Source organism: Aromatoleum toluolicum, assembly GCF_012911005.2.
In the GTDB taxonomy this organism is placed as follows: Bacteria; Pseudomonadota; Gammaproteobacteria; order Burkholderiales; family Rhodocyclaceae; genus Aromatoleum; species Aromatoleum toluolicum.
The window spans coordinates 1-22,921 of record NZ_WTVS01000076.1 but is presented as its reverse complement, the minus strand read 5'-3'; the positions used below and the strand labels follow the sequence as shown (position 1 = coordinate 22,921).

Annotated in this window: 22 protein-coding genes; 2 read left to right on the top strand and 20 right to left on the bottom strand. The window is 69.8% G+C overall.

The annotated features are described in order from the left end of the window. Positions 1–244 precede the first annotated feature (244 nt). Positions 245–589, top strand: a complete 345-nt coding sequence (locus tag GPA27_RS23935) for a DnaJ family domain-containing protein (RefSeq protein ID WP_169142943.1) — start codon at positions 245–247, stop codon at positions 587–589. Between the two features lie 13 nt (positions 590–602). Here the strand turns inward: GPA27_RS23935 and GPA27_RS23930 are convergent, their stop codons facing one another. The 10 genes from GPA27_RS23930 to GPA27_RS23885 form a co-directional block, all read right to left on the bottom strand. Further along, positions 603–1,400: an ABC transporter permease gene (locus tag GPA27_RS23930; protein ID WP_169142942.1), complete on the bottom strand. Its 798-nt coding sequence runs from the start codon at positions 1,398–1,400 to the stop codon at positions 603–605. Between the two features lie 13 nt (positions 1,401–1,413). Next, entirely contained in the window at positions 1,414–2,385 is a 972-nt protein-coding gene (locus GPA27_RS23925; RefSeq protein ID WP_169142947.1) for an ATP-binding cassette domain-containing protein, read from the bottom strand. Positions 2,386–2,398: 13 nt separating this feature from the next. Further along, entirely contained in the window at positions 2,399–3,010 is a 612-nt protein-coding gene (locus GPA27_RS23920; RefSeq protein WP_169142941.1) for a glutathione S-transferase, read from the bottom strand. 28 nt (positions 3,011–3,038) lie between these two features. Further along, positions 3,039–3,686 carry an alpha/beta hydrolase gene (locus GPA27_RS23915; RefSeq protein ID WP_169142940.1) on the bottom strand — a complete coding sequence of 216 codons (648 nt, stop codon included), beginning with the start codon at positions 3,684–3,686 and terminating at the stop codon, positions 3,039–3,041. A gap of 3 nt (positions 3,687–3,689) precedes the next feature. After that, positions 3,690–4,004 carry a (2Fe-2S) ferredoxin domain-containing protein gene (locus GPA27_RS23910; RefSeq protein WP_169142939.1) on the bottom strand — a complete coding sequence of 105 codons (315 nt, stop codon included), beginning with the start codon at positions 4,002–4,004 and terminating at the stop codon, positions 3,690–3,692. Positions 4,005–4,078: 74 nt separating this feature from the next. Then, positions 4,079–5,158: a VanZ family protein gene (locus tag GPA27_RS23905; RefSeq protein ID WP_169142938.1), complete on the bottom strand. Its 1,080-nt coding sequence runs from the start codon at positions 5,156–5,158 to the stop codon at positions 4,079–4,081. 93 nt (positions 5,159–5,251) lie between these two features. After that, the gene (gene ubiT, locus GPA27_RS23900) at positions 5,252–5,755 is read right to left on the bottom strand and encodes a ubiquinone anaerobic biosynthesis accessory factor UbiT (RefSeq protein ID WP_169142937.1); all 504 of its coding nucleotides are present in this window, start codon (positions 5,753–5,755) and stop codon (positions 5,252–5,254) included. 25 nt (positions 5,756–5,780) lie between these two features. After that, positions 5,781–6,677, bottom strand: a complete 897-nt coding sequence (locus GPA27_RS23895; RefSeq protein ID WP_169142936.1) for a U32 family peptidase — start codon at positions 6,675–6,677, stop codon at positions 5,781–5,783. A gap of 8 nt (positions 6,678–6,685) precedes the next feature. Further along, positions 6,686–7,699 carry a ubiquinone anaerobic biosynthesis protein UbiU gene (gene ubiU / locus GPA27_RS23890; protein WP_211165201.1) on the bottom strand — a complete coding sequence of 338 codons (1,014 nt, stop codon included), beginning with the start codon at positions 7,697–7,699 and terminating at the stop codon, positions 6,686–6,688. A gap of 140 nt (positions 7,700–7,839) precedes the next feature. Beyond that, on the bottom strand, positions 7,840–8,661 hold the full coding sequence (locus GPA27_RS23885) for an ABC transporter substrate-binding protein (RefSeq protein WP_169142934.1): 822 nt from the start codon (positions 8,659–8,661) through the stop codon (positions 7,840–7,842). Between the two features lie 313 nt (positions 8,662–8,974). Here GPA27_RS23885 and GPA27_RS23880 point away from each other — a divergent pair, with 313 nt between their 5' ends. Beyond that, on the top strand, positions 8,975–10,078 hold the full coding sequence (locus GPA27_RS23880; protein ID WP_169142933.1) for a substrate-binding domain-containing protein: 1,104 nt from the start codon (positions 8,975–8,977) through the stop codon (positions 10,076–10,078). Between the two features lie 12 nt (positions 10,079–10,090). On the opposite strand, the gene GPA27_RS23875 is transcribed toward GPA27_RS23880, so the two are convergent. From GPA27_RS23875 to rocD, 10 genes are all read right to left on the bottom strand, one after another. Further along, positions 10,091–10,441, bottom strand: a complete 351-nt coding sequence (locus tag GPA27_RS23875; RefSeq protein WP_246261418.1) for a hypothetical protein — start codon at positions 10,439–10,441, stop codon at positions 10,091–10,093. Positions 10,442–10,628: 187 nt separating this feature from the next. Then, positions 10,629–11,075 carry a hypothetical protein gene (locus tag GPA27_RS23870; protein WP_169142932.1) on the bottom strand — a complete coding sequence of 149 codons (447 nt, stop codon included), beginning with the start codon at positions 11,073–11,075 and terminating at the stop codon, positions 10,629–10,631. 172 nt (positions 11,076–11,247) lie between these two features. Next, on the bottom strand, positions 11,248–11,913 hold the full coding sequence (locus GPA27_RS23865) for a response regulator (RefSeq protein WP_211165200.1): 666 nt from the start codon (positions 11,911–11,913) through the stop codon (positions 11,248–11,250). Further along, the gene (locus GPA27_RS23860) at positions 11,906–13,561 is read right to left on the bottom strand and encodes a sensor histidine kinase (RefSeq protein ID WP_169142931.1); all 1,656 of its coding nucleotides are present in this window, start codon (positions 13,559–13,561) and stop codon (positions 11,906–11,908) included. Before GPA27_RS23860 ends, GPA27_RS23865 begins: the two co-directional genes overlap by 8 nt. A gap of 208 nt (positions 13,562–13,769) precedes the next feature. Further along, entirely contained in the window at positions 13,770–14,765 is a 996-nt protein-coding gene (locus GPA27_RS23855) for an XdhC family protein (protein WP_169142930.1), read from the bottom strand. A gap of 1 nt (position 14,766) precedes the next feature. Beyond that, entirely contained in the window at positions 14,767–15,771 is a 1,005-nt protein-coding gene (hcrB, locus tag GPA27_RS23850) for a 4-hydroxybenzoyl-CoA reductase subunit beta (protein WP_256223100.1), read from the bottom strand. Continuing rightward, a complete protein-coding gene (gene hcrA / locus GPA27_RS23845) occupies positions 15,768–18,158 on the bottom strand; it encodes a 4-hydroxybenzoyl-CoA reductase subunit alpha (RefSeq protein WP_211165199.1) in 2,391 nt (796 codons plus the stop codon). Before hcrA ends, hcrB begins: the two co-directional genes overlap by 4 nt. Beyond that, on the bottom strand, positions 18,155–18,640 hold the full coding sequence (hcrC, locus tag GPA27_RS23840; protein ID WP_169142928.1) for a 4-hydroxybenzoyl-CoA reductase subunit gamma: 486 nt from the start codon (positions 18,638–18,640) through the stop codon (positions 18,155–18,157). Before hcrC ends, hcrA begins: the two co-directional genes overlap by 4 nt. 283 nt (positions 18,641–18,923) lie before the next feature. Then, positions 18,924–20,393: a high affinity choline transporter 1 gene (locus tag GPA27_RS23835; RefSeq protein ID WP_169142927.1), complete on the bottom strand. Its 1,470-nt coding sequence runs from the start codon at positions 20,391–20,393 to the stop codon at positions 18,924–18,926. A gap of 167 nt (positions 20,394–20,560) precedes the next feature. Further along, a complete protein-coding gene (gene rocD / locus GPA27_RS29380; protein ID WP_169142926.1) occupies positions 20,561–22,714 on the bottom strand; it encodes an ornithine--oxo-acid transaminase in 2,154 nt (717 codons plus the stop codon). Positions 22,715–22,921: the final 207 nt, after the last annotated feature.

Here is a 22,921-nt window from a genome sequence, read left to right as displayed (position 1 = left end):
CGACGGGGGAGGGAGGCGGGGTGGTCCATGTCCGGATATTAGACCGCCTGTCTAGAAATGGCAACCGGCGTTTCGGCCGTGGCCTTCCGTCGTCCCTTTCAGCGATCCAATCGCACCGACGATCGCGCGCACGCGCGGGGCCACCATCGGCAACTCGTCCGCTCGCAACGCGGTCGCCGGCCCCGCCGGGCGCTATCATTGAACAATCCGGCCGCGGAAGACGGGACCTCACCGATACAGCGACATGGCATCGATCTTCGACATCCTCGCCGAGCAGCGCATCGCCGACGCGATCAGGCGTGGCGAACTGGACGGCCTGCCCGGCGCGGGCCGGCCGTTGGTGTTCGACGACGACCCCTTCCAGTCGCCCGAGCAGAGGATGGCGAACCGCATCCTGAAGAATGCCGGCTTCGTGCCGCGCGAGGTGCTGCTCAGGCGGGAGATCGCGGCGCTGCGCAATGCGCTCGCCGAAGCCGGGGAAGGCGAGGGGGGCGACGAGGCCGACGAGGCCGACGAGGCCGAAAAGGCGCACATCCGGCGTCGCCTCGGCATGCTCGTGGTGACCCTCGGGACGCTGTTGCGCCGCTGACGCAGCGCGGGCCTCAGCCGAGCAGTCGCCGCCGCGTGAGCCCCAGCGCGACCCAGAAGCCGCCGACACCGTAGGCCGCGAGCACCGCCAGGTGCAGCACGACGTCGGACGGGACCTTCCCCAGCAGCAGCGGCCGCGCGAGCTCGACGGCATGCGACAGCGGCAGCAGCGACGCGGCCACCTGCACTGCCGCGGGCAGCTGTTCGGCGGGGAAGAACACGCCCGAAATCAGCGTCATCGGCGTGATGAAGAGCGTGAAGTAGTACATGAAGAAGTCGTAGCTCGGTGCCAGTGCCGTCATCACCAGCCCGAGCGCGCCGAAGCTGAGGCCCACGAGGAAGATCAGCGGCAGCAGCCACAGCACGTAGCGGCTGTCGACGAGGCCGAACACGGCGATCACGATGAGGATCGCGACGCCCGACAGCAGCGCCTTCGACGCCGCCCACACCAGCTCCGCGAACACGATGTCGTCGAGGTCCACGGGCGCGTTCATGATCGCGTCCCATGTCCGCTGCACGTGCATGCGCGAGAAGGACGAGTACAGCACCTCGAAGGAGGCGCTGTTCATCGTCGACGAGCACACCATGCCGGCGGCGAGGAAGCTGACGTAGGACACGCCGCCGATCTCGGGCACCAGCATGCCGATGCCGAAGCCCAGGCCGAAGAGGTAGATCATCGGGTCGGCGAGGTTGCCCAGCACCGAGGGCAGTGCGAGCTTGCGCCACACGAGGAAGTTGCGCCGCCATACCGGCACGAAGCGGTGCGTGATGCGCGGGGCGCGGAAGGTCGAGTGGAGGGGGGTGGTCGCCATCGGAGCGGTCATCTCAGTCGCGCAGGTCGCGCCCGGTGAGCTTGAGGAACACGTCCTCGAGGTTCGCCGGCCGGCGCAGGTAGCGCAAGCCGGACTGTTCCGCGAGGTGGGCCATCAGCGGCGCCGCGTCGTCGAGGTAGCAGAAGGCGGTCTCGCCGCTCACCTCGTAACGGCGTGCGAACGCGCCCGCGTGCGCCTCGGCCCACGCCTGCGCGCCGCTCGTGCCGTTGCGGGCGGTGCCGTTCCAGTCGCCATACACCTCGACGACCTGCGCCTCGATCTGCGCCGCGATCACGTCGCGCGGGCTGCCCTCGGTGAGGATGCGCCCGGCGTCGAGGATCGCCAGCCGGTCGGCGAGGCGTTCGGCCTCGTCCATGAAGTGCGTCGTCAGCAGCACCGTCGTGCCGTTGCGGATCAGCTGCTTGAGGCGCTCCCAGATCAGGTGGCGCGCCTGCGGGTCGAGGCCGGTCGTCGGTTCGTCGAGGATCAGCAGGTCGGGGCGGTTCACGAGCGCGCGCGCGAGCGTCAGGCGCCGCTTCATGCCGCCCGACAGCGACTGGATGCGCGCGTCGCGCTTGCTTTCGAGCCCGGCGAAGGCGAGCAGCTCGGGGATGCGCGCGGTGATGGTCGCGTCGTCGAGGCCGAAGTAGCGCCCGTAGACGAGCAGGTTCTCGGCGCAGGTGAAGTCCGGGTCGAGGTTGTCCTGCTGCGGCACGACGCCGACGCGCATGCGTGCCTCGCGCGCGCGTTCGGGCACCGGCAGGCCGGCGAGGAAAATTTCTCCTCCCGACGGGCGCGTGAGACCCAGCGCGCAGCGCAGCGTCGTGGTCTTGCCCGCGCCGTTGGGGCCCAGCAGCGTGAAGCACTCGCCCGCGTTCAGGCGGAGGTCGATGCCGGCGACGACCTCGTTGTCGCCATAGCGCTTGCGCAGGCCGCGGATTTCCAGCGGGCTCGCAAGGGCGAGGCCGTGCGGCACGGCGGGCATGCCGGTCACGACATCAGCCCACCGGCGGCTTCGTCGTGGTGAAGCTCGGGCGCGCGAACATGCGCCGCGCGAGCGCCGCCAGCGAGGGGTGCTCGCGGCGCCATTCGTGCTGCGGGAAGCGCAGGTCAAGGTAGCCGAGCGCGACGGCGACGGCGATGTCGCCGAGGCTCATCGCGTTGCCGTACATCCAGTCGCGCCCGCTCGCGCGCGCCTCGAGCGCGTCGAGTGCACGGTCGATCTTGTCCATCTGGCGGTCGATCTCGGGTTCGCTGCGCAGGCCTTCGGGGCGGCGCGATTCCAGCAGCGCCGTGACCGCGGCGTCGGTCACGCCGTCGGCGAGGGCCTCGATCTGGCGCACGCGCACGCGCTCGAGCGGGTCGGCCGGCAGCAGCTTGGGCGCCGCGTCGAGCGTCTCGAGGTAGCCCGCGATCACCGGCGAGTCGAAGAAGATTTCAGCGGCGTCGGTCTCCAGCGCCGGGACCTTGCCGAGCGGGTTCACGCTCGGCACGCGCGTGTTCGCCTCCCACGGCGAATCGACGATCAGCTCGCAGGGTAGCGATTTTTCCGCGAGGATGATGCGGACCTTGCGTGCGTAGGGACTGGTCAGCGAGGCGAAGAGCTTCATGGCGTTCTCCGGTGAAGTGGCGCGCCGCTCACAGCGGCGCCCAGTTGCGCAGGATGATGTCGCGGATGAGGGTGAGGCGGGCGTGGAAGAAGTGGTCCGCGCCGGGCACGACGACGACCGGCACGTTCTGCGGCCGTGCCCATTCGAGCACGTTCGCGAGCGACACCGTCTCGTCTTCCTCGCCGTGGATCACCAGCGTGTCCTTCGGCACCGGGCCGGTGGCGTAGCGGCGCGCGCCGCTGACTTCACCGGTGGCGGTGCCGACCAGCACGATGCGGTGCGCCGGTGTCATGCCTCCGGCGAGGCGCGCGGCCACGCGCGTCTGCACATGGGCGCCGAAGGAGAAGCCGCCCAGCGCCAGCGGCAGCGTACCCCAGCGCGACTGCATCCACGCGATCACCGAGAGCATGTCCTCGGTCTCGGCGTTGCCGTGGTCGTGCTCGCCTTCGCTCTTGCCGACGCCGCGGAAGTTCGGGCGCACGACCGCGTAGCCCAGCTCGCGCAGCGTGCGCGCCAGCGTGTGCACGATCTTGTTGGTGTTGGTGCCGCCGAACAGCGGGTGCGGATGGCACACCAGCGCGATGCCGCGCACCGTGTCGGGGTTGTCGATCAGCGCCTCGATCGCGCCGTCGCGTCCGCGCAGCAGGACGCTGTCAGGAGCCTGCGGCCGGGTCATCGGTCAGTCCGGCAGGCGCAGGCGTTCGACGATGCGGCCGTGCACGAGATGCTCGTCGATGATCTCGTCGACGTCTTCCTTGTCGATGTAGGTGTACCAGACGTTGTCCGGATACACGACCAGCACCGGACCGTCGTCGCAGCGGTCGAGACAGCCGGCCTTGTTGATGCGGATCTTGCCGCGGCCCTTGAGCCCCAGCGCGGCGATGCGGTCCTTGGCGTAGGTCTGCATCACCGTCGCCTTGTGGTCGTTGCAGCAGGTGTTGCCGGGTTCGCGCTGGTTGCAGCAGAAGAACACGTGGTGCTTGAAATAGCTCATCAGGAACTCCGGGAGGTGGCGGGGGGCGGCGCCGGGCCGCTCCGCGATGCGACCGATTATAGCCGCGGGGCCGCTCAACGCTGCGTGAGATGCTCGCCGCGCCACAGGCCCACCGCCGACAGGTAGGCGAGCGCGAGGAAGGGCCACAGGTTGGCGCTGAGTTCGGTGAGGCCGTGGAAGTTGAGGAAGTTGCCCTGGCCGAGCATGCGGTGGCCGACCTCGAAATAGGGGTTCTCGGGCAGCAGGTTGGTGAGGCTGGTCGCCGCGAGCAGCGCGACGCCGGCGAACGCGTGCTGCAACACGCTCGCCAGCAGCAGCGCGCCTGCGAGCACGAGCAGGCCCAGCAGCAGCCCCTGGCGCGTGCCGGGCGTGAGCCACAGCAGCGCTTCGCCGGGGATGTAGAAGGACGCGGTCGCGATCGACTTCGCGCCGATGCCCAGCAGCAGGAGCAGCGCGACCGGCCACGGCGAGGCGCTGCGCATCATGCAGCGCGCGAACAGGCCCACGCCGACGATCGTGATCGCGACCTGCACGGTTTCGAGCAGGATGTAGCGTTCCGGCTCGAAGTGCAGCGGCGTCGGCAGGCCCAGCAGTTGACGCAGGTCGCCGCTGCCGAACAGCACGCGGTCGGGCGTGAATTGCGCGAGCAGCCACAACCCCAGCAGGATCAGCCCGAGGTCGCCCATGTGCCCGGGGATGATGCGCGCCGAGCGCCAGCGGTGCAGCCAGCCGCTCTGGTCGAACAGCGGATGGCCCCAGCGTGCGCCGGCGAGCGCGCCGAGCAGGGCGCCGGTGATGTTGCAGGCGAGATCGACATTCGACGGGACGCGCGTCGGCAGGAAGTTCTGCGTCACTTCCATGCCGAAGGACAGCAGCGCCGCGACCAGCGTCGCGACGGCAACGCCCGCACTGCGCCCGATGCGCAGCGGCAGGGACGGCGCGAGGACGAAACCGAAGGGCAGGAAGCCGAGCACGTTGAGCACGATGTCGGCGTTGCGGTAGTACTTGGGCCAGGGCGCGGTGAGGAAGTCCAGCAGCGGCAGCCCGGTCGGTCGCCAGCCGGTCAGCGGGTGCAGGCAGGCATAGACGATCAGCAGTCCGTAGGCGACGGTGAGATGGCGCGGCAGGGATGAAACGGCGCGCGCGTGGGGCATCGGCGGATCCGGGCGCAGGAGTCGAGGAGGCTCGATTCTAGCCCGGATGCGGCGTGCGGGGCCCGGCGGTGTCGCCGGCGCCCCGGGCGTGCGTCAGTGCGTGCCGAGCGATTGCTGCGGACGGCTGCGCGTGAGCGGGTTCAAGCGGCGCAGCACGCTCGCGGGCGCATAGTCGGCGTGCAGGGCGTCCCAGTCGATCGCGTCCAGCGTGTTCTTGACCAGCAGGCCGAGGTCGGTGGCGCCTTCCATCAGCAGGCGGCGGCCGAAGAACAGCGTGTCGGGGTCTTCCTCGCGCAGCGCCAGCGCGATGTAGTCGCGCACGTTGGCGGTCAGCGTGAGATCGGGCTCGCCGCCGGCGGACAGCGGCACGAAGCCGCGTGGGCCGAGCGTGAAGTCCAGCGTCAGGCCGGCGTCGCGCACCCGTATGCGCAGGTGGCGGCCGGTCAGCGGCTCGAGGTCCTCGCGCGACAGCACGCGGCCGAGCGCGAGGTTCAGCGCCGTGGTCAGGGCGAGGGTCGGCGGGCGCTGCGGCAGGTGCGCCGCGATGCGCGCGAGCGGCGCGGGGAGCGTGAAGGCCGGGATGCGGAAGCTGCTCATCGGTGTGTACTCCAGGAAGACGGATTCAGGCGGAGACGTACTGTTCGACGCCGGGGCGGCCGTGCCAGAAGCCGTTGCACGGCGCTTCGACCATCAGCGCCTTGCTCTGGCCGAAGGCGTCCTGCGGCGACAGCTTGCCGGCGATCGCGTCGCGGAAGAGTTCGAGCACGCGCACGGTGTCGTCGCCCTGCGGGCTCACGCGCAGCACCTGCGCGGTCTCGCGCAGCTGCGGCAGGTCGCCGAGCAGGTTGTGCACGCGCGCGGATTGCGTCTGCACGCCGTTGAGCGTCAGGAAGGGCTCGCCCTCGCGCGTGCGCAGCACCAGGCCGTCCTTCATGCCGAGGCAGCGGAACTCGCAGGTGTCCTTCTGCAGGTTGAAGTGGCGCGCGGTGAAGCAGCGCGCCGAGTGCGCGAGCGGCAGGCGGCCCCAGGCGAGCACTTCGGTCTCGATCGCGGGCGCGCCGGAGGCGAGGAGTTCGGCGAGCACCGTGCCCGACATCTCGGGCGGCGCCATCCAGCGCGTCGCGCCCGCTTCGGCCAGCATCGACAGCGTGTGCGGGTTGAAGATGTTGAGCGTCGGCCCGGCGATCCAGTCGCGGCGTCCGGCTTTCGCCAGCAGCTGTACCGCGGACATGTCGTTGGCTTCGACGCGGAATTCGTCCTGCGCGACGATGCGGCGCAGGGCCTTGAGGTCGGATTCGGACTCGATCAGCGACTGCGACGACAGCACGGCTTCCTTGCCGGCGGCCTTGAGCATCGCCGCGACTTCGAGCCAATCGTCGGCGCGCAGCTCGTGGCGGCGCGAGCACACCGTTTCGCCGAGATACACGATGTCGGCGGGGCTTTGCGCGATCTGCGCGTAGAAGTCGAGCGTTTCCTGGCGCGACCAGTAGTAGAGCAGGGGACCCAGAGCGATTTTCATGGTGGTGTTCACTTCCACGGCCGGTAGTACGCGCCGAGCGTATGGCTGCGGCCTTCGGAGACCTTGTCGAGTTCGGCGATCCACGCCGGTTGCACGGCGAAGCTGTCGGCGTCGCGCATCACGCGGTCGATCGCCTCGCGCCACACGCGCGTGACCTGCGCGACATAGGCGGGGCTGCGCTGGCGGCCTTCGATCTTGATCGCGCGCACGCCGGCGCGGGCGAGGTCGGGCAGCAGTTCCAGCGTGTTGAGGCTGGTCGGCTCCTCGATCGCGTAGTAGGTCTCGCCGTTCACGTCGAAGCGGCCCTTGCACAGCGTCGGGTAGCCGGCGCGCTCGCCGTCGTCGAAGCGGTCGATGAGGATGCCGTTGAGGCGCGTTTCCATGCCCTTGGGGGTCTGTTCCCAGCGCACGTGCTTGCCCGGCGAGCAGGCGCCGTTGCAGTTGGGCGATTCGCCGGTCGCGTAGGCCGACAGCGCGCAGCGGCCCTCGACCATCACGCACAGGCCGCCGAAGCCGAACACTTCGATCTCGACCTGGGTGTTGGCGATGACGTGCTGCACCTGCGGCAGCGACAGCACGCGCGGCAGCACCGCGCGCTGGATGCCGAAGCGCTCGGCGTAGAAGTTGATCGCCTCGTAGGTGGTCGCCGAGCCCTGCACCGACAGATGCAGGCGCAGCTGCGGATGCTTCTTCTGCGCGTAGGCCATCAGGCCCGGGTCGGCGACGATGACCGCGTCGATGCCGAGATCGGCGGCGCGGTCGACGGCGGCGGTCCAGCCGGACCAGTTGCCGGCCTGCGGGTAGGTGTTCAGGGCGACCAGCACCTTGCGCTTGCGGTCGTGGGCGTAGCGCACGCCTTCGGTCATCGCCTTGGCGTCGAAATTCAGGCCGGTGAAGTTGCGCGCGTTGGTCGCGTCCTTGAAGCCGAGGTAGACGCAGTCGGCTCCATGGTCGACGGCCGTCTTCAGCGCCGGCAGGCTACCTGCCGGGCAGACGAGTTCGATTTTCGTATTGGAGGTCATGGCGGGGGTTGGGGAAAAAAGCTCCGCAACCATAGTGCCGCAGCGGGCCGCCCGCGTTGACGCGAATCAAGGGGTGTGGCCGTCGGCGGCACAAATCGCCGCGGGCACGGCCGCTGCGCGTGCCCGCGGCGCGGCGCCCGTCACTGCGCGGCGTTGGGGAAGAAGAGCTGCTCGCCGCCGATCGTGTACTCGGCGATGGCCTTCTGCCCGGTGGGCGAGACGATCCAGTCGATGAACTGCTGGCCGGGTTCGCGCTTCACGTGCGGATGCTTCGCGGGATTCACGAGGATCACGCCGTACTGGTTGAACAGGCGCTTGTCGCCTTCGACCGCGATCACGAGGTCCTGGCGGTTCTTGAACGACAGCCAGGTGCCGCGGTCGGCGAGGATGTAGGCGCCGAGCGAGGCGGCCATGTTGAGCGCGGGGCCCATGCCGGAGCCGGAGTCGCGGTACCACGGGCCCTTCGCCTGTTCGAGGTCGATGCCGGCGAGCTTCCACAGGCGCAGCTCGGCTGCGTGCGTGCCGCTCTTGTCGCCGCGCGACACGAAGGGCGCCTTCGCGGCCGCGACCTTCTTCAGCGCCTCGACGATGTCGCGTCCGCCGGCGACCGTGGCCGGGTCGGCCTTCGGGCCGACGAGGATGAAGTCGTTGTACATCACTTCCTTGCGCTCGACGCCGTAGCCGTCGGCGACGAATTTCTCTTCGGCGGCGCGATCGTGCACGAACACCACGTCGGCATCGCCGCGGCGCGCGGTGTCGAGCGCCTGGCCGGTGCCGAGCGCGACGACGCGCACCTTGATGCCGGACTGCTGCTCGAAGCGCGGCAGCAGGTGGCCGAAGAGGCCGGACTGTTCGGTGGAGGTCGTCGATGCGACGGTGATGAACTTGTCTTCGGCGTGGGCGCCGGCGATGCCGAGCAGGCAGGCGCAGGCGAGCAGCAGGGGGCGGAACAGACTTGTCATGAAGGGTCTCCGTGGTTCTTTATCGATCGCGCCTCGCGCGCGGGTGCAGGAGTCCTTGTATCAAAACGTGCGCGGGCGGGTGCGGCTGGCGTGATGTGTGATCCGGTGACTTATGCAGGGTCGTGCATAGGTGGGTTCGTCGCCACGTCGGGTGCGGCAGCGGTCGCGCTCGGGGAATCGCTCGGTCCGTCCGGCGCGGCGCAGGCCGGTGCGGCAGAAATGCGTGTTGCTTTTTGTGCAGGCGCTTTCGGCGCGCATGCGCACGCGCAGGCCCACAACGAGGGGCGCGGGGATTTTCGGTTAAGCTCGACGCATGGGCGTGACACTCGATTACCGTTTCGTCGCCGGCAGCGACAGTGCGCAGCCGGGCGGTCCCCTGCAGCTGACCAATCCGCTGACGGCGATGCTCGACGCGATCCGCGTGCAGGGCTCGATCGCGAAGGCGGCGGAGCAGCTCGGGGTGTCCTACCGCCATCTGTGGGGCGAGTTGCGGCGGCACGAGGCGGCCTTCGGCCAGGCGCTGATTGCCGGCGGGCAGGGGCGCGCGGCGCGGCTGTCGGCCTTCGGCGAGCGCCTGCTGTGGGCCGAGAAGCGGGCGCTGGCGCGGCTGCTGCCGCAGGCGGAAACCCTCGCCGGCCTGCTCGACCGCGAGCTGCTGCTGGCGGTGGATCCCGGACTCGACGTGCTGCCGACCGCTGCGAGCCACGATCTGCTGTTCGGCGGGCTGCGCGACGCGATGTTGCGCGATGCGCGGGTGCTGCTGGACGTCGAGTACGTCGGCAGCACGCAGGCGCTGCAGCGGCTCAACGCGGGCGGCTGCACGCTCGCCGGCATCCATCTGCCGCTCGACGACGACAAACTGTGCCGGCGCGGATCGCTGATCCACGCTGCGATCGGACGCGAGCTGCGCCTGGGCGTGCACAAGCTGATCCGCTTCGCGCGGCGCGAGCAGGGCCTGATCGTCGCGCCCGGCAACCCGCACGGCCTGGCGGCGCTGGAGGACCTGGCGCGGACGGACATCGCGTTCGTGAATCGGCTGAAGGGCTCCGGCACGCGCCTCGTGTTCGACGAGCTGCTGGCGCGGGCGCGCATGGCGCCGGGCGCGATCGCGGGGTATGCGACCGAGGAGCACACGCACCTGTCGGTCGCGGCGCACGTCGCGGCAGGGAGTGCCGACTGCGGCTTCGGGCTGCGCGCCGCGGCGCGGCGTTTCGGCCTCGATTTCGTGCCGCTGGTGCACGAGCAGTATTTCCTCGTGTGCCTCAAGGACGGGCTGGAGCTGCCGGCGCTGTGCGCGGTGCTCGCAGCCCTGCGCAGCGACGGGTTCCGCCGCCTCGCGGAGGCGCAGCCGGGCTACGATGCGACGGGGGCGGGCGAGATCGTGTCGCTGCGGCGTACGCTGCCCTGGTACAAATAGCGGCCGGCGCGGCTAGTACAGTTCGGGGAAGCGTTCCAGCCACAGCCAGTCGACGGCGAGCAGGAGTGCGACGAGCAGCGTCCAGGTGGCGAAGATGAAGCAGCCGGCAGCGGGGATGGCCAGACCGAACGGCTCCAGTGCGCTGCCGACCGACATCGCGAGCACCGTCAGGAAACTCCATTTCGCGATGAAGCCGGGGAGGTAGCGGCGCATCGCGCGGTTGTGGCGGTAGTTCTGCTGGCGCTCCATGCGGCCGCCGCGGGTGACGTCGCGGAAGTACTGGAAGGGCCAGAGGTAGCGGTAAAGCAGATATCCGAAGGATGGCGCCGCGCCGCGCCCGTTGATCCCCGTGTCCATTTCCATCCCCCCTCGGTCGCGTTGCCGCCGGATCGCATTCGCCGCGCATCGACGGCGAACCGATACTTTGATCTCATCCGGCAAAAACGTCACCGGGGAAAACCTGAAATCGATTGTTTCGGCAACGACTCAAGGAGTTGGGAGGCGGATGAGCGGGCGAGGGGCGTCCCGTTGTGCCCTTCTGCGGGCTTGCTCATCCCCACCATGCGGTCAGGGGTTTCGTCGTGCTGGGCGCCCGGGCGCGGCCTGCGCCTTTCGCGCCCTTGCTTGCCGGCAGTCCCGTCGGGACGGCGTCGGGCTTGTCGGCAATCACGGTACCGGCGATCTGCTCGCAGGAGCCGGCCGCGACGAGGGCCCGGGCACCGGAGGATGCGCGGGCGCGCCCCGCGCCGTGTGTGGTCTTCACGCGCTTCGGGGCGACTGTCGCAGCGCCATCGGCGGCAGGCGGCGCAGTGACTGCAAGCGCAGGGCTCGCGACGCAGGCACCTCTTGTTGCCAAGGCCGGCGCCTGGGCGACGGCGGCCATCGGTGCACGCGCCCGTCCGGCTCCGCGCGCGCTGTCGGGGCCGGCAAGCGCCGATCCGGCCAGCGTCGCGAATGTCGCGGCCGCAATGGCCAGCAGTGTCGTTTCGAGTTTCATGGGGATCTCCTTGCGGTGTGCGTGACCCGGTCACATCTGTGAATTCGGGCAAGCACCGCTTGGGTTTCGGTGCAGGCTCGATTCCAATGTACGTGTCGCCAGCACATGTGCATATCGGGGGTGGTCCCCGATTCCTTCTAGTGGAATCCCCTATTCAAAGACATGCGCCTGCTCAGTCGCGGTCGAGCCACTGCACCGCGAAGCGCACCAGGTCGGGGCCGTGCGGGAGGTTCAGCTTTTCCTTGAGATTGGCGCGGTGGGTCTCGATGGTCTTGATGCTGCGGCTGAGCTTCTCGGCGATCTGGCGGGTGCCGAAGCCGAGTCCGATCAGGTGCAGCACCTCGAACTCGCGCTCGGTCAGGCTTGCGATCGGACCGTTGGCGGTCTTGCCCGGCGCGAGCAGGCGCTGCGCGATGCGGTTGTGCATCGTTTCGCTGAGATAGATGTTGCCGGCGAGCACCTGGCGGATGGCCGCGAGGATATGCGCGGTGGCCTCGAGCTTCATCAGGTAGCCGTTGGCGCCCGCCCGCAGCGCGCGCTCGGCGAACAGACCTTCGTCGTGCATGCTCATGACCAGGATGGCCAGTTGCGGATGGCGGTGGCGCAAGGTCTTGACGAGTTCCAGTCCCGAGTCGCCACGCAGCGTCATGTCGACGATCGCGAGGTCCGGATTGCACTCCTGCAGCATCGCGAGCGCTTCGTGGGCATTGCCGGCCTCGCAGCACAGATGCAGGTCGTCCTGCAGGTTGAGGAACTTCGCCATGCCCTCGCGCACGATCGGGTGGTCGTCGACCATCAGGATGCGGCGCCGCATGACCGGCTGGGTCGCGTCACTCATGGGTCTGGGCCTCCTCCGGGTAGGTAATCGCGACCGTCGTGCCGCCCTGCGCATTGCGGTGGATCGAGCAGGTTCCGCCGAGGAGGGTCGCGCGGTGGCGCAGGTTGTGCAGGCCGAGGCCCTCGCTGCGATCGACCGCTTGCGGATCGATACCGATGCCGTCGTCACTGACCGACAGCATCTGCATGCCGTCGCGGCTTTGCAGTTCAATCCAGATGTGGCGCGCGCCGCTGTACTTGAGCGCGTTGTTGATCGCTTCCTGGGCGACGCGGTAGAGGTTGATTGCGACGAGCGAATCGCGGACCTTCACGTCGGGTGCGGCATGCAGGATGCAGTCGACCTGCTTGAGCGAATGCGTGCTGTCGGCGAGGTTCCTGAGCGCGGCCACGAGGCCCGCGGACTCCAGCGAGGCGGGATAGAGCCCCTTCGCGATGGCCCGGATCATGTCGGCGGCCTGTTCGACGAGGGTCACGAGCCGTTGCGCGTCGCCCGCTTCCGGGTGCTGCCGGGCACCGAGCTTGTGCGCCAGGGCTGCGCCGTACAGGCCGATCGTCGTCAGGTGCTGACCGAGTCCGTCGTGCAGTTCGCGCCCGGTGGCTTTCAGCTGCTCGTCGCTGACCCGCACCAGCCGGCGTTCGAGGCGCCTGCGGCCGCTCATTTCCTCGATCAGCTCGGCATTGGTCCGCGCCAGGCTGGCGGTGCGCTCGCGCACGCGCTGCTCGAGTTCCGCGAGCGAGGCCCTGAGTTCGGCCTGTGCGCGCTGGGTCTCGGCATGCGAGGCAACGAGGAGCAAGCCGGTCACGGCCAGCAGATTGACGAAGGTGCTCCAGCGCACGAGGCTGTCCACGGGCGAGTCCGCGGCGAGCGGGCCGGTTCCGGCAGTGGTGCCCCAGATGGCCGCGATGGAAATCGCGAGGATGGCCAGGCTGGCGCCCCAGTGATCGAAGCGCAGCGCCGCCCAGATCACGAAGGGCACGATCGCGAGCGCCGCCGGATAGTAACCGTGGCCGGCAAGTTCGGGAGCGCCGAAGATCAGATAGCTGACGGTGCCGAGGGCCACGGTCAGGGCCGCCGCCTCGATGGCCCTGCGTGCAGAGGTGATCGGCTGCGCGTGACTGAGCCACACCAGCAGCGGCGGGGCCACGACGAGCACACCGATCATGTCGCCGAGCCACCATTTCAGCCATGCCGAGGCGAAGTCGGCGGGCGGAACGACGCCGCCCGCCAAGAGGGCGCTTACGCCGACGAAGGCGCTGATGGTCGTGCCGAGCATCGCGGCGAGGAGGATCAGGGCGAGGACGTCGCGCGTGCGAGTCAGGGCGATCTGGAAGCGGGCGCGCCGCTCCAGCAGGTGCGTGGCGGCCAGGGTGGCCAGGGTGGCTCCGATGGCGATGCCGGCCGCGGCGGGGATGGGTACATCCACCGACACGTTGGCCAGAAACGAGCCGGCGGCGATGCCGGGGGCGACGCGCGTGCCGAGCGCGAGCATGGCCACCAGCGCGATCCCGCTGGGCGGCCATACCAGCGATATCGCGCCGCCGACGACCGCATAGACCAGCCCGACCTGCGCGCCGGCGAAATACAGGAGCGCCAGGCATGCCGGATCCAGAAGTGCGCGACCGCGGGTTCGACTTCGCACGGCGACCATGTTCGGGCCTCATCTCGACGACTGCGCTGGAGGCAAGCACGCGGCGCACCACGGGGACGATCCGGAAGACCGGTGCGTGGCGCGTTCGGCTTGTGCTGCTATGCAGCATAGAGGCTTCGGGCCGAGACTGGCAACAATCGCGCAGTGCGCTGTTAAGGAAGTCCTCATCCCGACTTCCGCCGGGCGGCGGAAGTTCGGGGCGTTCCGGTCAGGTGAGGGAGGGGCAGGCGTCGCCGACCGCTGCGGGGTGTGTCGTGGTGGCGACCAGGGTCACGCCGTTGCGGCGCGCGGTGATGTCGGCAAGGATCGCGAGCGCGATCTCGGGTGGGGTGCGGCTGCCCAGCGGCAGGCCGACCGGGCCGTGCAGGCGGTCGACGTCGGCGTCGGTGAGGTCGAAGAGCTTGAGGCGTTCGCGCCGCCGTTCGCTGTTCGCGCGCGAGCCGATCGCGCCGACGTAGAAGGCGTTGGTCCCGAGCGCGTCGATCAGCGCGAGGTCGTCGAGCTTGGGGTCGTGCGTGCCGCCGATGATCACGGTGCGGCGGTCGGGGCGCAGCGCGGTCACGGCGTCGTCGGGCATCTCGGTGGTCAGCGTCGCGCCGAGCACGCTCCAACAGTCCCGATACTCCTCGCGCGGTTCGCAGATCGTCACCTGGTAATCGAGCGCCAGCGCGAATTCGGCGACATAGCGCGAGAGCTGGCCCGCGCCGATGATCAGCATGCGCCAGCGCGGGCCGAAGGCGGACACCAGCGTGCGGCCATCGAACACGACGGCGCTGTCGGGCACGTCGCCGAGGAGATCGACCGTGCCGTGCGCCAGGTCCAGCCGGCGCGCGACCATCTCGCCGCGCTCGATCGCGGCGAGCGTGTCGGCGAGGCGGTTGCCGGGGGCGACCGGTTCCAGCACCAGCTCCAGCTTGCCGCCGCAGGGTAGGCCGAAGCGGCGCGTCTGGTCGGCGGTGATGCCGTAGGTGACGTGCTCGGGTTGTGTCGGGCGCTCGCTGCGCAGGCGGTCGAGGAGGTCGTCCTCGATGCAGCCGCCGGACACGGAGCCGACGAGGCGGCCGTCGCCGGCGATCGCGAGCAGTGCGCCCTCCGGGCGCGGGGATGAACCCCAGGTGCGCACGACGGTCGCGAGCGTGACCGGCACGCCGGCCGCGTTCCACGCGACCGCCTGGCGCAGCACTTCGAGGTTGACGCTGTCCATGTCAGGCTCCTTGTCGGGCTTCGTCCCACAGGCGACGCACGAGCCGCTTCGCCAGTGCCGGTGTCGCGCGGCGGCGGTAGGGCACGCTCGCGAGCGTCGTCTCCATTGGCTGGATGCCGCGCTTGAGGTGACGTTCCATCACAGCCAGCACCGCGTCGTCCAGCGGCTTGCCGACCAGCTCGTCGAGTCCGGCGATGAACTCGGGGCGCGAGGACACGCCGGTGCAGGCGATGCGCAGCTCGCCGATCAGGTCGCCGTCGCGGCGCAACGCCACGGCGACGCCCGCGAGCGGAAAATCGATCGCGCCGCGCACGCGGATCTTCTCGTAGGCGCTTACGCGCGCCGGGACGAGCGGCACCGTCACCGCGACGAGCAGCTCGTCGGGGCCCAGCGCGAGCCAGTTCATGCCGTTATCGACGTAGAAATCCGCGAGCGGCAGGCGGCGCAGCCCCTGCGGGCCGAGGAGTTCGACTTCGGCGCCGAGCGCGATCAGCGCGGGCGCGACGTCGCCGCTGAAGGCCGCGTAGCAGCGGTTCGATTTCGGCGCGACGCGGCAGATGTTGCCGGAACGCTTCATGCAGAAGTCGTTGCCGCGCCGCCAGTCCTCACTCTGGTTGTAATACTGGCAGCGGGTGTCGAGGCACAGGTTGCCGCCCAGCGTCGCCGCCCTGCGGTGCGTGGGGCCGGCGACGGCGAGGGCGGCCTGGGCGAGTGCGGGCAGGCTGGAAACGACGGTCGCATCGGCCGCGAGCGTCGCGAGCGTCACGCCGGCGCCGATGCGCAGGGTGTCGCGGTTGTGGCACAGCTCGTGGCGCATTTCGGCGAGTTCGCCGACGCCGCCGAGGTCGATCAGGACCTCGGTGCCGACCAGCCCGCGGCGCATGTTCGGCAGCAGGTCGGTGCCGCCGGCGATGAAGCGGCTCGCCGGGAATTCGCCGCGCAGGCGCACCGCGTCGGCGGCGCTCGCCGGACGCATCAGACGGAATTCGGACAGGGCGCCCATCATGCCTCTCCTTTGACGGTCGGCGGCGCGGCGGCGCCGGGACGGGGTTTGCGGTTCAGTGCGTCGAAGACGCGGTCCGGGGTGAAGGGAAGCTGGCGGATGCGGGTGCCGGTCGCGTCCTCGATCGCCGCGGCGATCGCCGGCATGACCCCGGCGAGCGGGCCTTCGCTCGCTTCCTTGGCGCCGAAGGGGCCGTTGGGGTCCATGCTCTCGACGATATGCACGTCGATCTCGGGCGACTCGGCCATCGTCGGCACGCGGTAGTCGAGCAGGCTGACCGCCTTGTGGCGGCCGTTCTCGTACACCGTCTCCTCGGACAGCGCCTGGCCCATGCCCATCCACACCGCGCCCTGCACCTGGCCTTCGACCGACATCGGGTTGATCGCGAAGCCGCAATCGATGGCCGCCCACACCTTCTCGACGGTGACGGTGCCGAGCTCGGTATCGACCGCGACCTGGACCGCCTGGGCGGCGTAGGAGAAGCCCATCGTCGAGCCGACCGCGCCGCCGCGCTGCTTGCCGCCCTGGAACTCGATCGGGCAGGTGAAGGTGCCCTTGACGGTGAGCATGCCGGTGTCGACCAGCGCTTCCTCGACGATCTCGTGGAAGCCGATCTGGCGCGCCGGATCGCCGACGACCGCAGCCGCCTCGCCGAGCCAGTCGACCTCGTGCTCGGCGACCTGCAGGCGCTTCGCCGCGGCGGTGACGAGCACGCGCTTGAGATTGCGCGCGGCGTCGGCCGCGGCGTTGCCGACCATGAAGGTCACGCGCGAGGAATACGAGCCGTTGTCCTTGGGTGTGAGCGCGGAATCGGTGGCGATGAGGCGCAGGCGGCGCTGATCGACGCCCAGCACTTCGGCAACGACCTGGCTGATGATGGTCGATGAGCCTTGGCCGATGTCGGAGGCGCCGGTCAGGATCGTGATCGCGGCGTCGAAATCGACGCGCAGCGCGATCGTCGCATGCGGCTGGCCGGTGAAATGCACGGGCTTGGCGGAGCCGCTGACGAAGTGCGAGCAGGCGATGCCGATGCCGCGGCGGATCGGGCCGTCGTCGCGGGGGCGCGCGGCGCGCTCGCGCCAGCCGCTCGCCTGCTCGACCCAGTCGAGGCATTCGGGCAGGCCGTAGCTCATTACCTTCAGGCCGTTGATGGTCTCGGTCGGCGCGACGAGCAGGTTGCGGCGGCGCACCGCGAAGGCGTCGAGGCCCAGCGCTGCGGCCATGGTGTCGAGCAGCGATTCGAACGCGAAGCGCACGTTCACCGTGCCGTGGCCGCGCATTGCGCCGCAGGGCGGGGTGTTGGTATACACGCGGTAGCCGTCGTACTTCACTGCGGGCAGGTCATACAGGCCGTTGAGCAGCGCACCCGAATACAGGATCGTCACCAGGCCGTAGCCGCCGTACGCGCCGCCGCGCTGCACGACCTCGGCCTCGCACGCGGTCATGCGGCCGTCGCGGGTGAGGCCGAGTTTCATGCGGATGTGGGTCTGGGGTCGGCCGCGGTGGGTCAGGAAGGCCTCCTCGCGGCTCTGCAGCAAGCGCACGGTGCCGCGCGCGGCGCGGGCAAGCAGCGCACAGACGATCTCGAAGTTGAGCGTCTCGACGCGGTGGCCGAAGCCGCCGCCGACGAAGGGCTTGATCACGCGGATGTAGGCCGCGTCGAGGTTCATGCAGCGGGACAGTGATTCGTGCACGTAGTAGGGCACCTGGGTCACCGACCACAGGGTCAGGTGGCCGCGCTCGGTGTCCCACGCGGCGAGCGCGGCGTTGGGCTCCATCATCGCGTGATGGACCTCGGCGCACTCGAAGGTCTCCTCGCGGATCAGGTCGGCCGCGGCGAAGCCGGCGGTGGTGTCGCCGAACTCGTTATGCACCTCGCGCTCGATGTTGCCCTGCTTGTTGTCGTGCAGCGGCACCGCGTCGGGCTTGCGCGCATCGGCCGCTTCGAAGTACGCCGGCAGCTCGCGCACGTCGAAGCGGATCAGCGCGAGCGCGGCGTCGGCGGTCGCCTCGTCGACCGCCGCGACGGCGGCGACCGGCTCGCCGATGTAACGGATGCGGCCGCGCGCGAGCGGGAATTCGTTCTGCGCGATGGGGATCACGCCGTAGGGCGTGTCGCATTCCTCTCCGGTGATCACCGCGCGCACGCCCGGCAGTGCGAGCGCCGCGGAGATATCGACGGCGAGGATCTCGGCGTGCGCCCAGGGGCTTCGCAGGATGCGGCCGACGAGTGCCCCCTGCGCGGGCAGGTCGGCGGTGTAACGGGCGCTGCCGGTGACCTTGTCGACGCCGTCGATCAGCGGCATCCGGGCGCCGACGCCGTGCGACGTGCCGGTGGCCTGCCCGGTGTGCGGCAGGGCGCGCGGCAGGGTACGTTCAGGCGCGTTCATGCCGCCACCCCCGCGGCATCCTCGCAGCGCGCTGCGGCCTCGACGGAATCGAGGATCTTGACGTAGCCGGTGCAGCGGCACAGGTTGCCGGCGAGCGCGGCGCGGATTTCGTCGCGCGAGGGCTGCGGATTGCGCCTCAGCAGCGCCTCGGCCGCCATGATCATGCCCGGCGTGCAGAAGCCGCACTGGGCGCCGAGGTGTTCGTGGAAGGCGCGCTGCAGCCGCGACAGGTTGCCCGCGGTGCTCAGCCCCTCGATCGTTTCGACGGTGCGTCCGGCGACGCTGTGCGCGAGCGTGCTGCACGCGAGCCGCGGCTCGCCGTCGACCAGCACCGTGCACGCGCCGCATTCGCCGCCGTCACACCCCTGCTTGGTGCCGGTGAGGCCCAGGGCGTCGCGCAGGTAGTCGATCAGCAGCGTATTTTCGGCGACCGCGTCCTCGCGCAGCCGGCCATTCACCGTCAGTGTCAGCAGTTTCTTCATGTCGCCTCCTTCGCCTCGGTCGACCTTTAGCGGTCGGTATTCATTGTTTGACATCAAACAATTTAACGTGAAGCGATACTAGCACCGCCCGACGCGGAGGAAAATATGAATGCAACTGCATACGCCGCGCGTTTGGTGCGCGATGCAAGGCATTGAAACAATTGTGTTTCGATGGGAGAAAGGCGGCCGCTGCGAGGCGTGCTGAGCACGCTGGCGCGCGAATTTGTGCACGGCCCGCGGACCGTGCGTGTCGCCGGGGGGCGCCCCCGGCGGCACGGGACGCTCAGTGTCCGGCGTGGGGGTGCTGGTGCGCGGTGTGCAGGTGCTCGGCGACGTGGCCGTGGGTCGGCTTCACCAGGGTCTGCGGTAGCAGCGAGCCGGCGAGCATCGCGGCGATGCCGGCCAGCATGCCGGCGAAGTGCGGCGGCACGTCGGCTTCCGGCGCGACGATCTCGAGCAGCACCCACGTGACGAGGCCGAAAAAAATCGACGCCAGCGCGCCCTGCGTGGTCGCGCGTTTCCAGTACAGGCCGAAGGCGAGCGGAACGAACGCCGTCGCCAGCGTGACCTTGTAGGCGTTCTCGACCATGCCGTGGATGCTCTCGTCGGTGTGCGTCGCATACCAGGTGATCAGCAGCGCGAACACCACGACGACGCCGCGGGTGAGCCACAGGAACTTGTGGTCGCTCATCCGCGGGAAGGTGCCGCGCAGGATGTTCTCGGAGAAGGTCACCGAGGGGGCGAGCAGCGTGCCCGAGGCGGTACTCATGATCGCGGACAGCAGCGCACCGAAGAACATCACCTGCGCGAAGACCGGCGTGTGCTGCAGGATCAGCTGCGGCAGAATCTGCTGGCTGTCGCTCTCCTGGTACTGCGCGACCAGCGCGGGGTCGATCAGCGTGGCCGAGTAGGCGATAAACAGCGGCACGAAGGCGAACACGAAGTAGCCCGAGCCGCCCAGCAGCGTGCCGCGCACGGCGGTCTTCTCGTCGCGCGCCGAGTTCACGCGCTGGAAGACGTCCTGCTGCGGGATCGAGCCGAAACCCATGGTCAGGATGCCGGCGACGAAGGCGATCATGTCCTTCGCGTCGAAGGCCGGCAGGAAGTTGAGCTTGCCCGCCTCATTGGCGTGGGAGATCACGGTGCCGACGCCGCCCGCCATGTCGCCGATCAGCCACGCGATGTAGAGCAGGCCGACGATGATGATGGTCATCTGCATGAAGTCGGTCAGCGCCACCGACCACATGCCGCCGAACAGCGTATATACGAGCACGATGCCGGCGCCGATCAGCATTCCCGCCTCGTTGGAGATCGAACCGTCCGACAGGATGTTGAACACCAGGCCCAGCGCGGTGATCTGCGCTGCGACCCAGCCGAGATAGGAGATCACGATCGCGCTCGAGCACAGCACTTCGACGGTGCGCCCGTAGCGCATGCGGTAGTAGTCGCCCAGCGTCAGCAGGTTCAGGCGGTACAGCGGGCGCGCGAAGAACAGGCCGACGAGGATCAGGCACAGCGACGCGCCGAAGGGGTCGGACCACAGGCCGCGCAGGCCCTCGTCGATGAAGGTCGCCGAGATGCCGAGCACGGTCTCGGAGCCGAACCAGGTCGCGAACACCGTCGCGGTGACGATGTACAGCGGCAAATGGCGGCCCGCGGCGACGTAGTCCGAGGTGTTCTTGACGTGCGTGGCGGCGTACAGGCCGACGCCGATCGAGAGCAGGAGATAAGCGATGACGAAGCCGACCAGCATGCGTGGACCTTTGCGCGGAGATGGGTGGAGGTTGAACAAAAACGGCGGGCGCAAAGTTTAGCAACGAATGCGGCCGCGCGGGAACCTGAATCCCTTGCGCAGCTTGGCATTGACGCACCTTTCTGGTGCGGAGGGAGGGGGCTGCGACGGCGCAGGTGGCGTCGGCGTCAGGGCTGCAGCGGCTCCTGCCCGCGATGCGCGCTGGCTGCGAGCGTATCGATGACGACGCTCGCCGCGTGGTCGAGCTCCGCCTCGGTGATTACCAGCGGCGGCGCGAAGCGCAGCACCGTGTTGTGCGTGTCCTTCGTCGCGATGCCGCGCGCGAGCAGCAGCTCCGCCGCGGTCGTCGCGCGCAGCTGGGCCGGATCGAGCTCGATGCCCACCAGCAGGCCGCGCCCGCGCACCTCGCGTACGCACGGCAGGTGCGCGTCACGGAAGCGCGCCATGAGGCGTTCGCCCAGGCGCGCGGCATGTTCCCAGGGGCGCGTCTCTTCGAGGATGGCGAGCACTTCCAGCGCGACGGCCGCGCCCAGCGGGTTGCCGCCGAAGGTCGAGCCGTGGTCGCCGGGCCGCAGCACGTCCATCACCGCAGCGTCGGCGAGGAAGGCCGACACCGGCAGCAGGCCGCCGCCCAGCGCCTTGCCGAGGATCAGCCCGTCCGGATGCACGCCCTCGTGGTCGCAGCCCAGCAGGCGTCCGGTGCGGCCCAGTCCCGTCTGCACTTCGTCGGCGATCAGCAGCACGTTGTGGTGCCGGCAGATCGCCGCGCAGCGCGCGAGGTAGCCCGCCGGCGGCACGACGATGCCGCCTTCGCCCTGCACCGGTTCGACGAGGAAGGCCGCCGTGTCCGGCGTGATCGCCGCTTCGAGCGCGTCCGCGTCGCCGTAGGGAATGCGGCTGAATCCGGCGGGGAAGGGGCCGAAGCCGTCGCGGTACTGCTCTTCCGAGGACATGCCGACAATGGTGATCGAGCGGCCGTGGAAGTTGCCTTCGCAGGCGATGATCGCGGCCCGGTCGGGGGCGATGCCCTTGGCCTTGTAGCCCCACTTGCGGGCGACCTTGAGCGCGGTCTCGACCGCCTCGAGGCCGGTGTTCACGGGCAGCACGCGGTCGTAGCCGAGCAGGCCGCACAGGCGCTCCATCAGCAGCGGCAGGCGGTCGTTGGAGTAGGCGCGCGAGGTCAGCGCGAGGCGCTGGGCCTGGTCGTTCAGCGCGTGCAGCAGGCGCGGGTTGGCGTGGCCGAAGCTCACCGCCGAGTAGGCACTCATCATGTCGAGGTAGCGCCGCCCCTCGACGTCCCACAGCCAGATGCCCTTGCCGTGGTGGAACACGACGGGCAGCGGCGCATAGTTGTGTGCGCCGAACTCGCGCTCCTTCGCGCGCAGCAGATAGGTCGACGGGCCCAGCGCCGCGCAGGCGATGTTCGCGACCCAGTCCGCGCACATGCCGCCTGGGTCGCGCTCGGGCAGGTACTCGACGATCTCCAGTGCGACGAAGTCGCCGCAGCCGCGCAGCGCGAGCAGCGCCGCGCACAGCTCGTCGGGCGCGATGCCCTCGGGTTCCGGGCAGGTCACGGCGGGGAAGGCGGCGGCGTCGAGCGCGTCGAGGTCGATGCTGACGCCGAAGCCCGCGGTGCGCTCGCGCACGACGCTGAGCGCGTCGCAGAACACGGCCGCCATGCCGCGCTCGCGCACCTCCGCCATGTCGAAGACCTGCACGCCGAGGCGGGTCAGGCGTTCGTGTTCGTCGTGCTCCCACGCGCGCGCGCCGATGATCACGACGTTCGCCGGGTCGATCCTGGGCCCGGCGACGCCCGACAGCGCCGCGTCGCCTTCGCCCAGCAGGGCCGCGAGCGGCATGCCGTGGATGTTGCCCGAATGCGTGCTGCGCTCGGTGTGGCTGTCGAGGTGGGCGTCGATCCAGATCAGGCCCAGCGCGCCGCGCGGCGCGATGCGGCTGGCGACGCCGCGCCAGGTGCCGATGCCCACGGCGTGGTCGCCGCCGATCACGAGCGGGAACACCTCGGGCGCGAGGGCGGTCAGGTGGTCCGCGACGCGCTGCGCGAGTTCGCCGACCGCGTCCAGGCGCTCGCGCATCAGCGCGCCGGCCGGAGGTGTCGTGACCGGCACGAGGGTTTCCTGCCAGCTCGCGCCAATGCCGGTTCCCCTGAGCCGCTGCAGCAGGCCGTGGCGTTCGAGCGCGGCCGGGCCGGCGGCCGGACCGTCGCCGGGCGCCCCCAGCGCGGATGCGACGCCGATGACCTGCACGATGGCGCGCATGTCGGCATGCGGCGGGACGTGAAGCGGCGCGGCGTGAGTCATGGCCATCCTCCCTGCCCGCAGCGGGTGCGGACGAATAGTCGATGCGCTTATGCGTTCGACGCAGGCGGCAGGGATTCGTTCGGGCGCTTGCGGTGCGCGTGCACAGCGCGCGTGACGGATTTCGCGTCGGCAGCGCGGGCACCGCGTTCCTCCCCCTTCAAGGGGGAGGTTAGGAGGGGGATGGGTTTCTGCAGCGCCCGTTAAACC

Bases quoted from the DNA above. Each gene is read 5' to 3' on its own strand.
- GPA27_RS23875 (WP_246261418.1), bottom strand. From the start codon at position 10,441: ATGGAAATGGACACGGGGATCAACGGGCGCGGCGCGGCGCCATCCTTC.
- GPA27_RS23855 (WP_169142930.1), bottom strand. From the start codon at position 14,765: ATGGACAGCGTCAACCTCGAAGTGCTGCGCCAGGCGGTCGCGTGGAAC.
- rocD (WP_169142926.1), bottom strand. From the start codon at position 22,714: ATGACTCACGCCGCGCCGCTTCACGTCCCGCCGCATGCCGACATGCGC.
- GPA27_RS23835 (WP_169142927.1), bottom strand. From the start codon at position 20,393: ATGCTGGTCGGCTTCGTCATCGCTTATCTCCTGCTCTCGATCGGCGTC.
- GPA27_RS23935 (WP_169142943.1), top strand. From the start codon at position 245: ATGGCATCGATCTTCGACATCCTCGCCGAGCAGCGCATCGCCGACGCG.
- hcrB (WP_256223100.1), bottom strand. From the start codon at position 15,771: ATGATGGGCGCCCTGTCCGAATTCCGTCTGATGCGTCCGGCGAGCGCC.
- GPA27_RS23895 (WP_169142936.1), bottom strand. From the start codon at position 6,677: ATGAAAATCGCTCTGGGTCCCCTGCTCTACTACTGGTCGCGCCAGGAA.
- GPA27_RS23860 (WP_169142931.1), bottom strand. From the start codon at position 13,561: ATGGTCGCCGTGCGAAGTCGAACCCGCGGTCGCGCACTTCTGGATCCG.
- ubiU (WP_211165201.1), bottom strand. From the start codon at position 7,699: ATGACCTCCAATACGAAAATCGAACTCGTCTGCCCGGCAGGTAGCCTG.
- GPA27_RS23925 (WP_169142947.1), bottom strand. From the start codon at position 2,385: ATGCCCGCCGTGCCGCACGGCCTCGCCCTTGCGAGCCCGCTGGAAATC.
- GPA27_RS23920 (WP_169142941.1), bottom strand. From the start codon at position 3,010: ATGAAGCTCTTCGCCTCGCTGACCAGTCCCTACGCACGCAAGGTCCGC.
- GPA27_RS23915 (WP_169142940.1), bottom strand. From the start codon at position 3,686: ATGACCCGGCCGCAGGCTCCTGACAGCGTCCTGCTGCGCGGACGCGAC.
- GPA27_RS23930 (WP_169142942.1), bottom strand. From the start codon at position 1,400: ATGGCGACCACCCCCCTCCACTCGACCTTCCGCGCCCCGCGCATCACG.
- GPA27_RS23880 (WP_169142933.1), top strand. From the start codon at position 8,975: ATGGGCGTGACACTCGATTACCGTTTCGTCGCCGGCAGCGACAGTGCG.
- ubiT (WP_169142937.1), bottom strand. From the start codon at position 5,755: ATGAGCAGCTTCCGCATCCCGGCCTTCACGCTCCCCGCGCCGCTCGCG.
- GPA27_RS23870 (WP_169142932.1), bottom strand. From the start codon at position 11,075: ATGAAACTCGAAACGACACTGCTGGCCATTGCGGCCGCGACATTCGCG.
- GPA27_RS23910 (WP_169142939.1), bottom strand. From the start codon at position 4,004: ATGAGCTATTTCAAGCACCACGTGTTCTTCTGCTGCAACCAGCGCGAA.
- GPA27_RS23905 (WP_169142938.1), bottom strand. From the start codon at position 5,158: ATGCCCCACGCGCGCGCCGTTTCATCCCTGCCGCGCCATCTCACCGTC.
- hcrA (WP_211165199.1), bottom strand. From the start codon at position 18,158: ATGAACGCGCCTGAACGTACCCTGCCGCGCGCCCTGCCGCACACCGGG.
- GPA27_RS23885 (WP_169142934.1), bottom strand. From the start codon at position 8,661: ATGACAAGTCTGTTCCGCCCCCTGCTGCTCGCCTGCGCCTGCCTGCTC.
- GPA27_RS23865 (WP_211165200.1), bottom strand. From the start codon at position 11,913: ATGAGTGACGCGACCCAGCCGGTCATGCGGCGCCGCATCCTGATGGTC.
- hcrC (WP_169142928.1), bottom strand. From the start codon at position 18,640: ATGAAGAAACTGCTGACACTGACGGTGAATGGCCGGCTGCGCGAGGAC.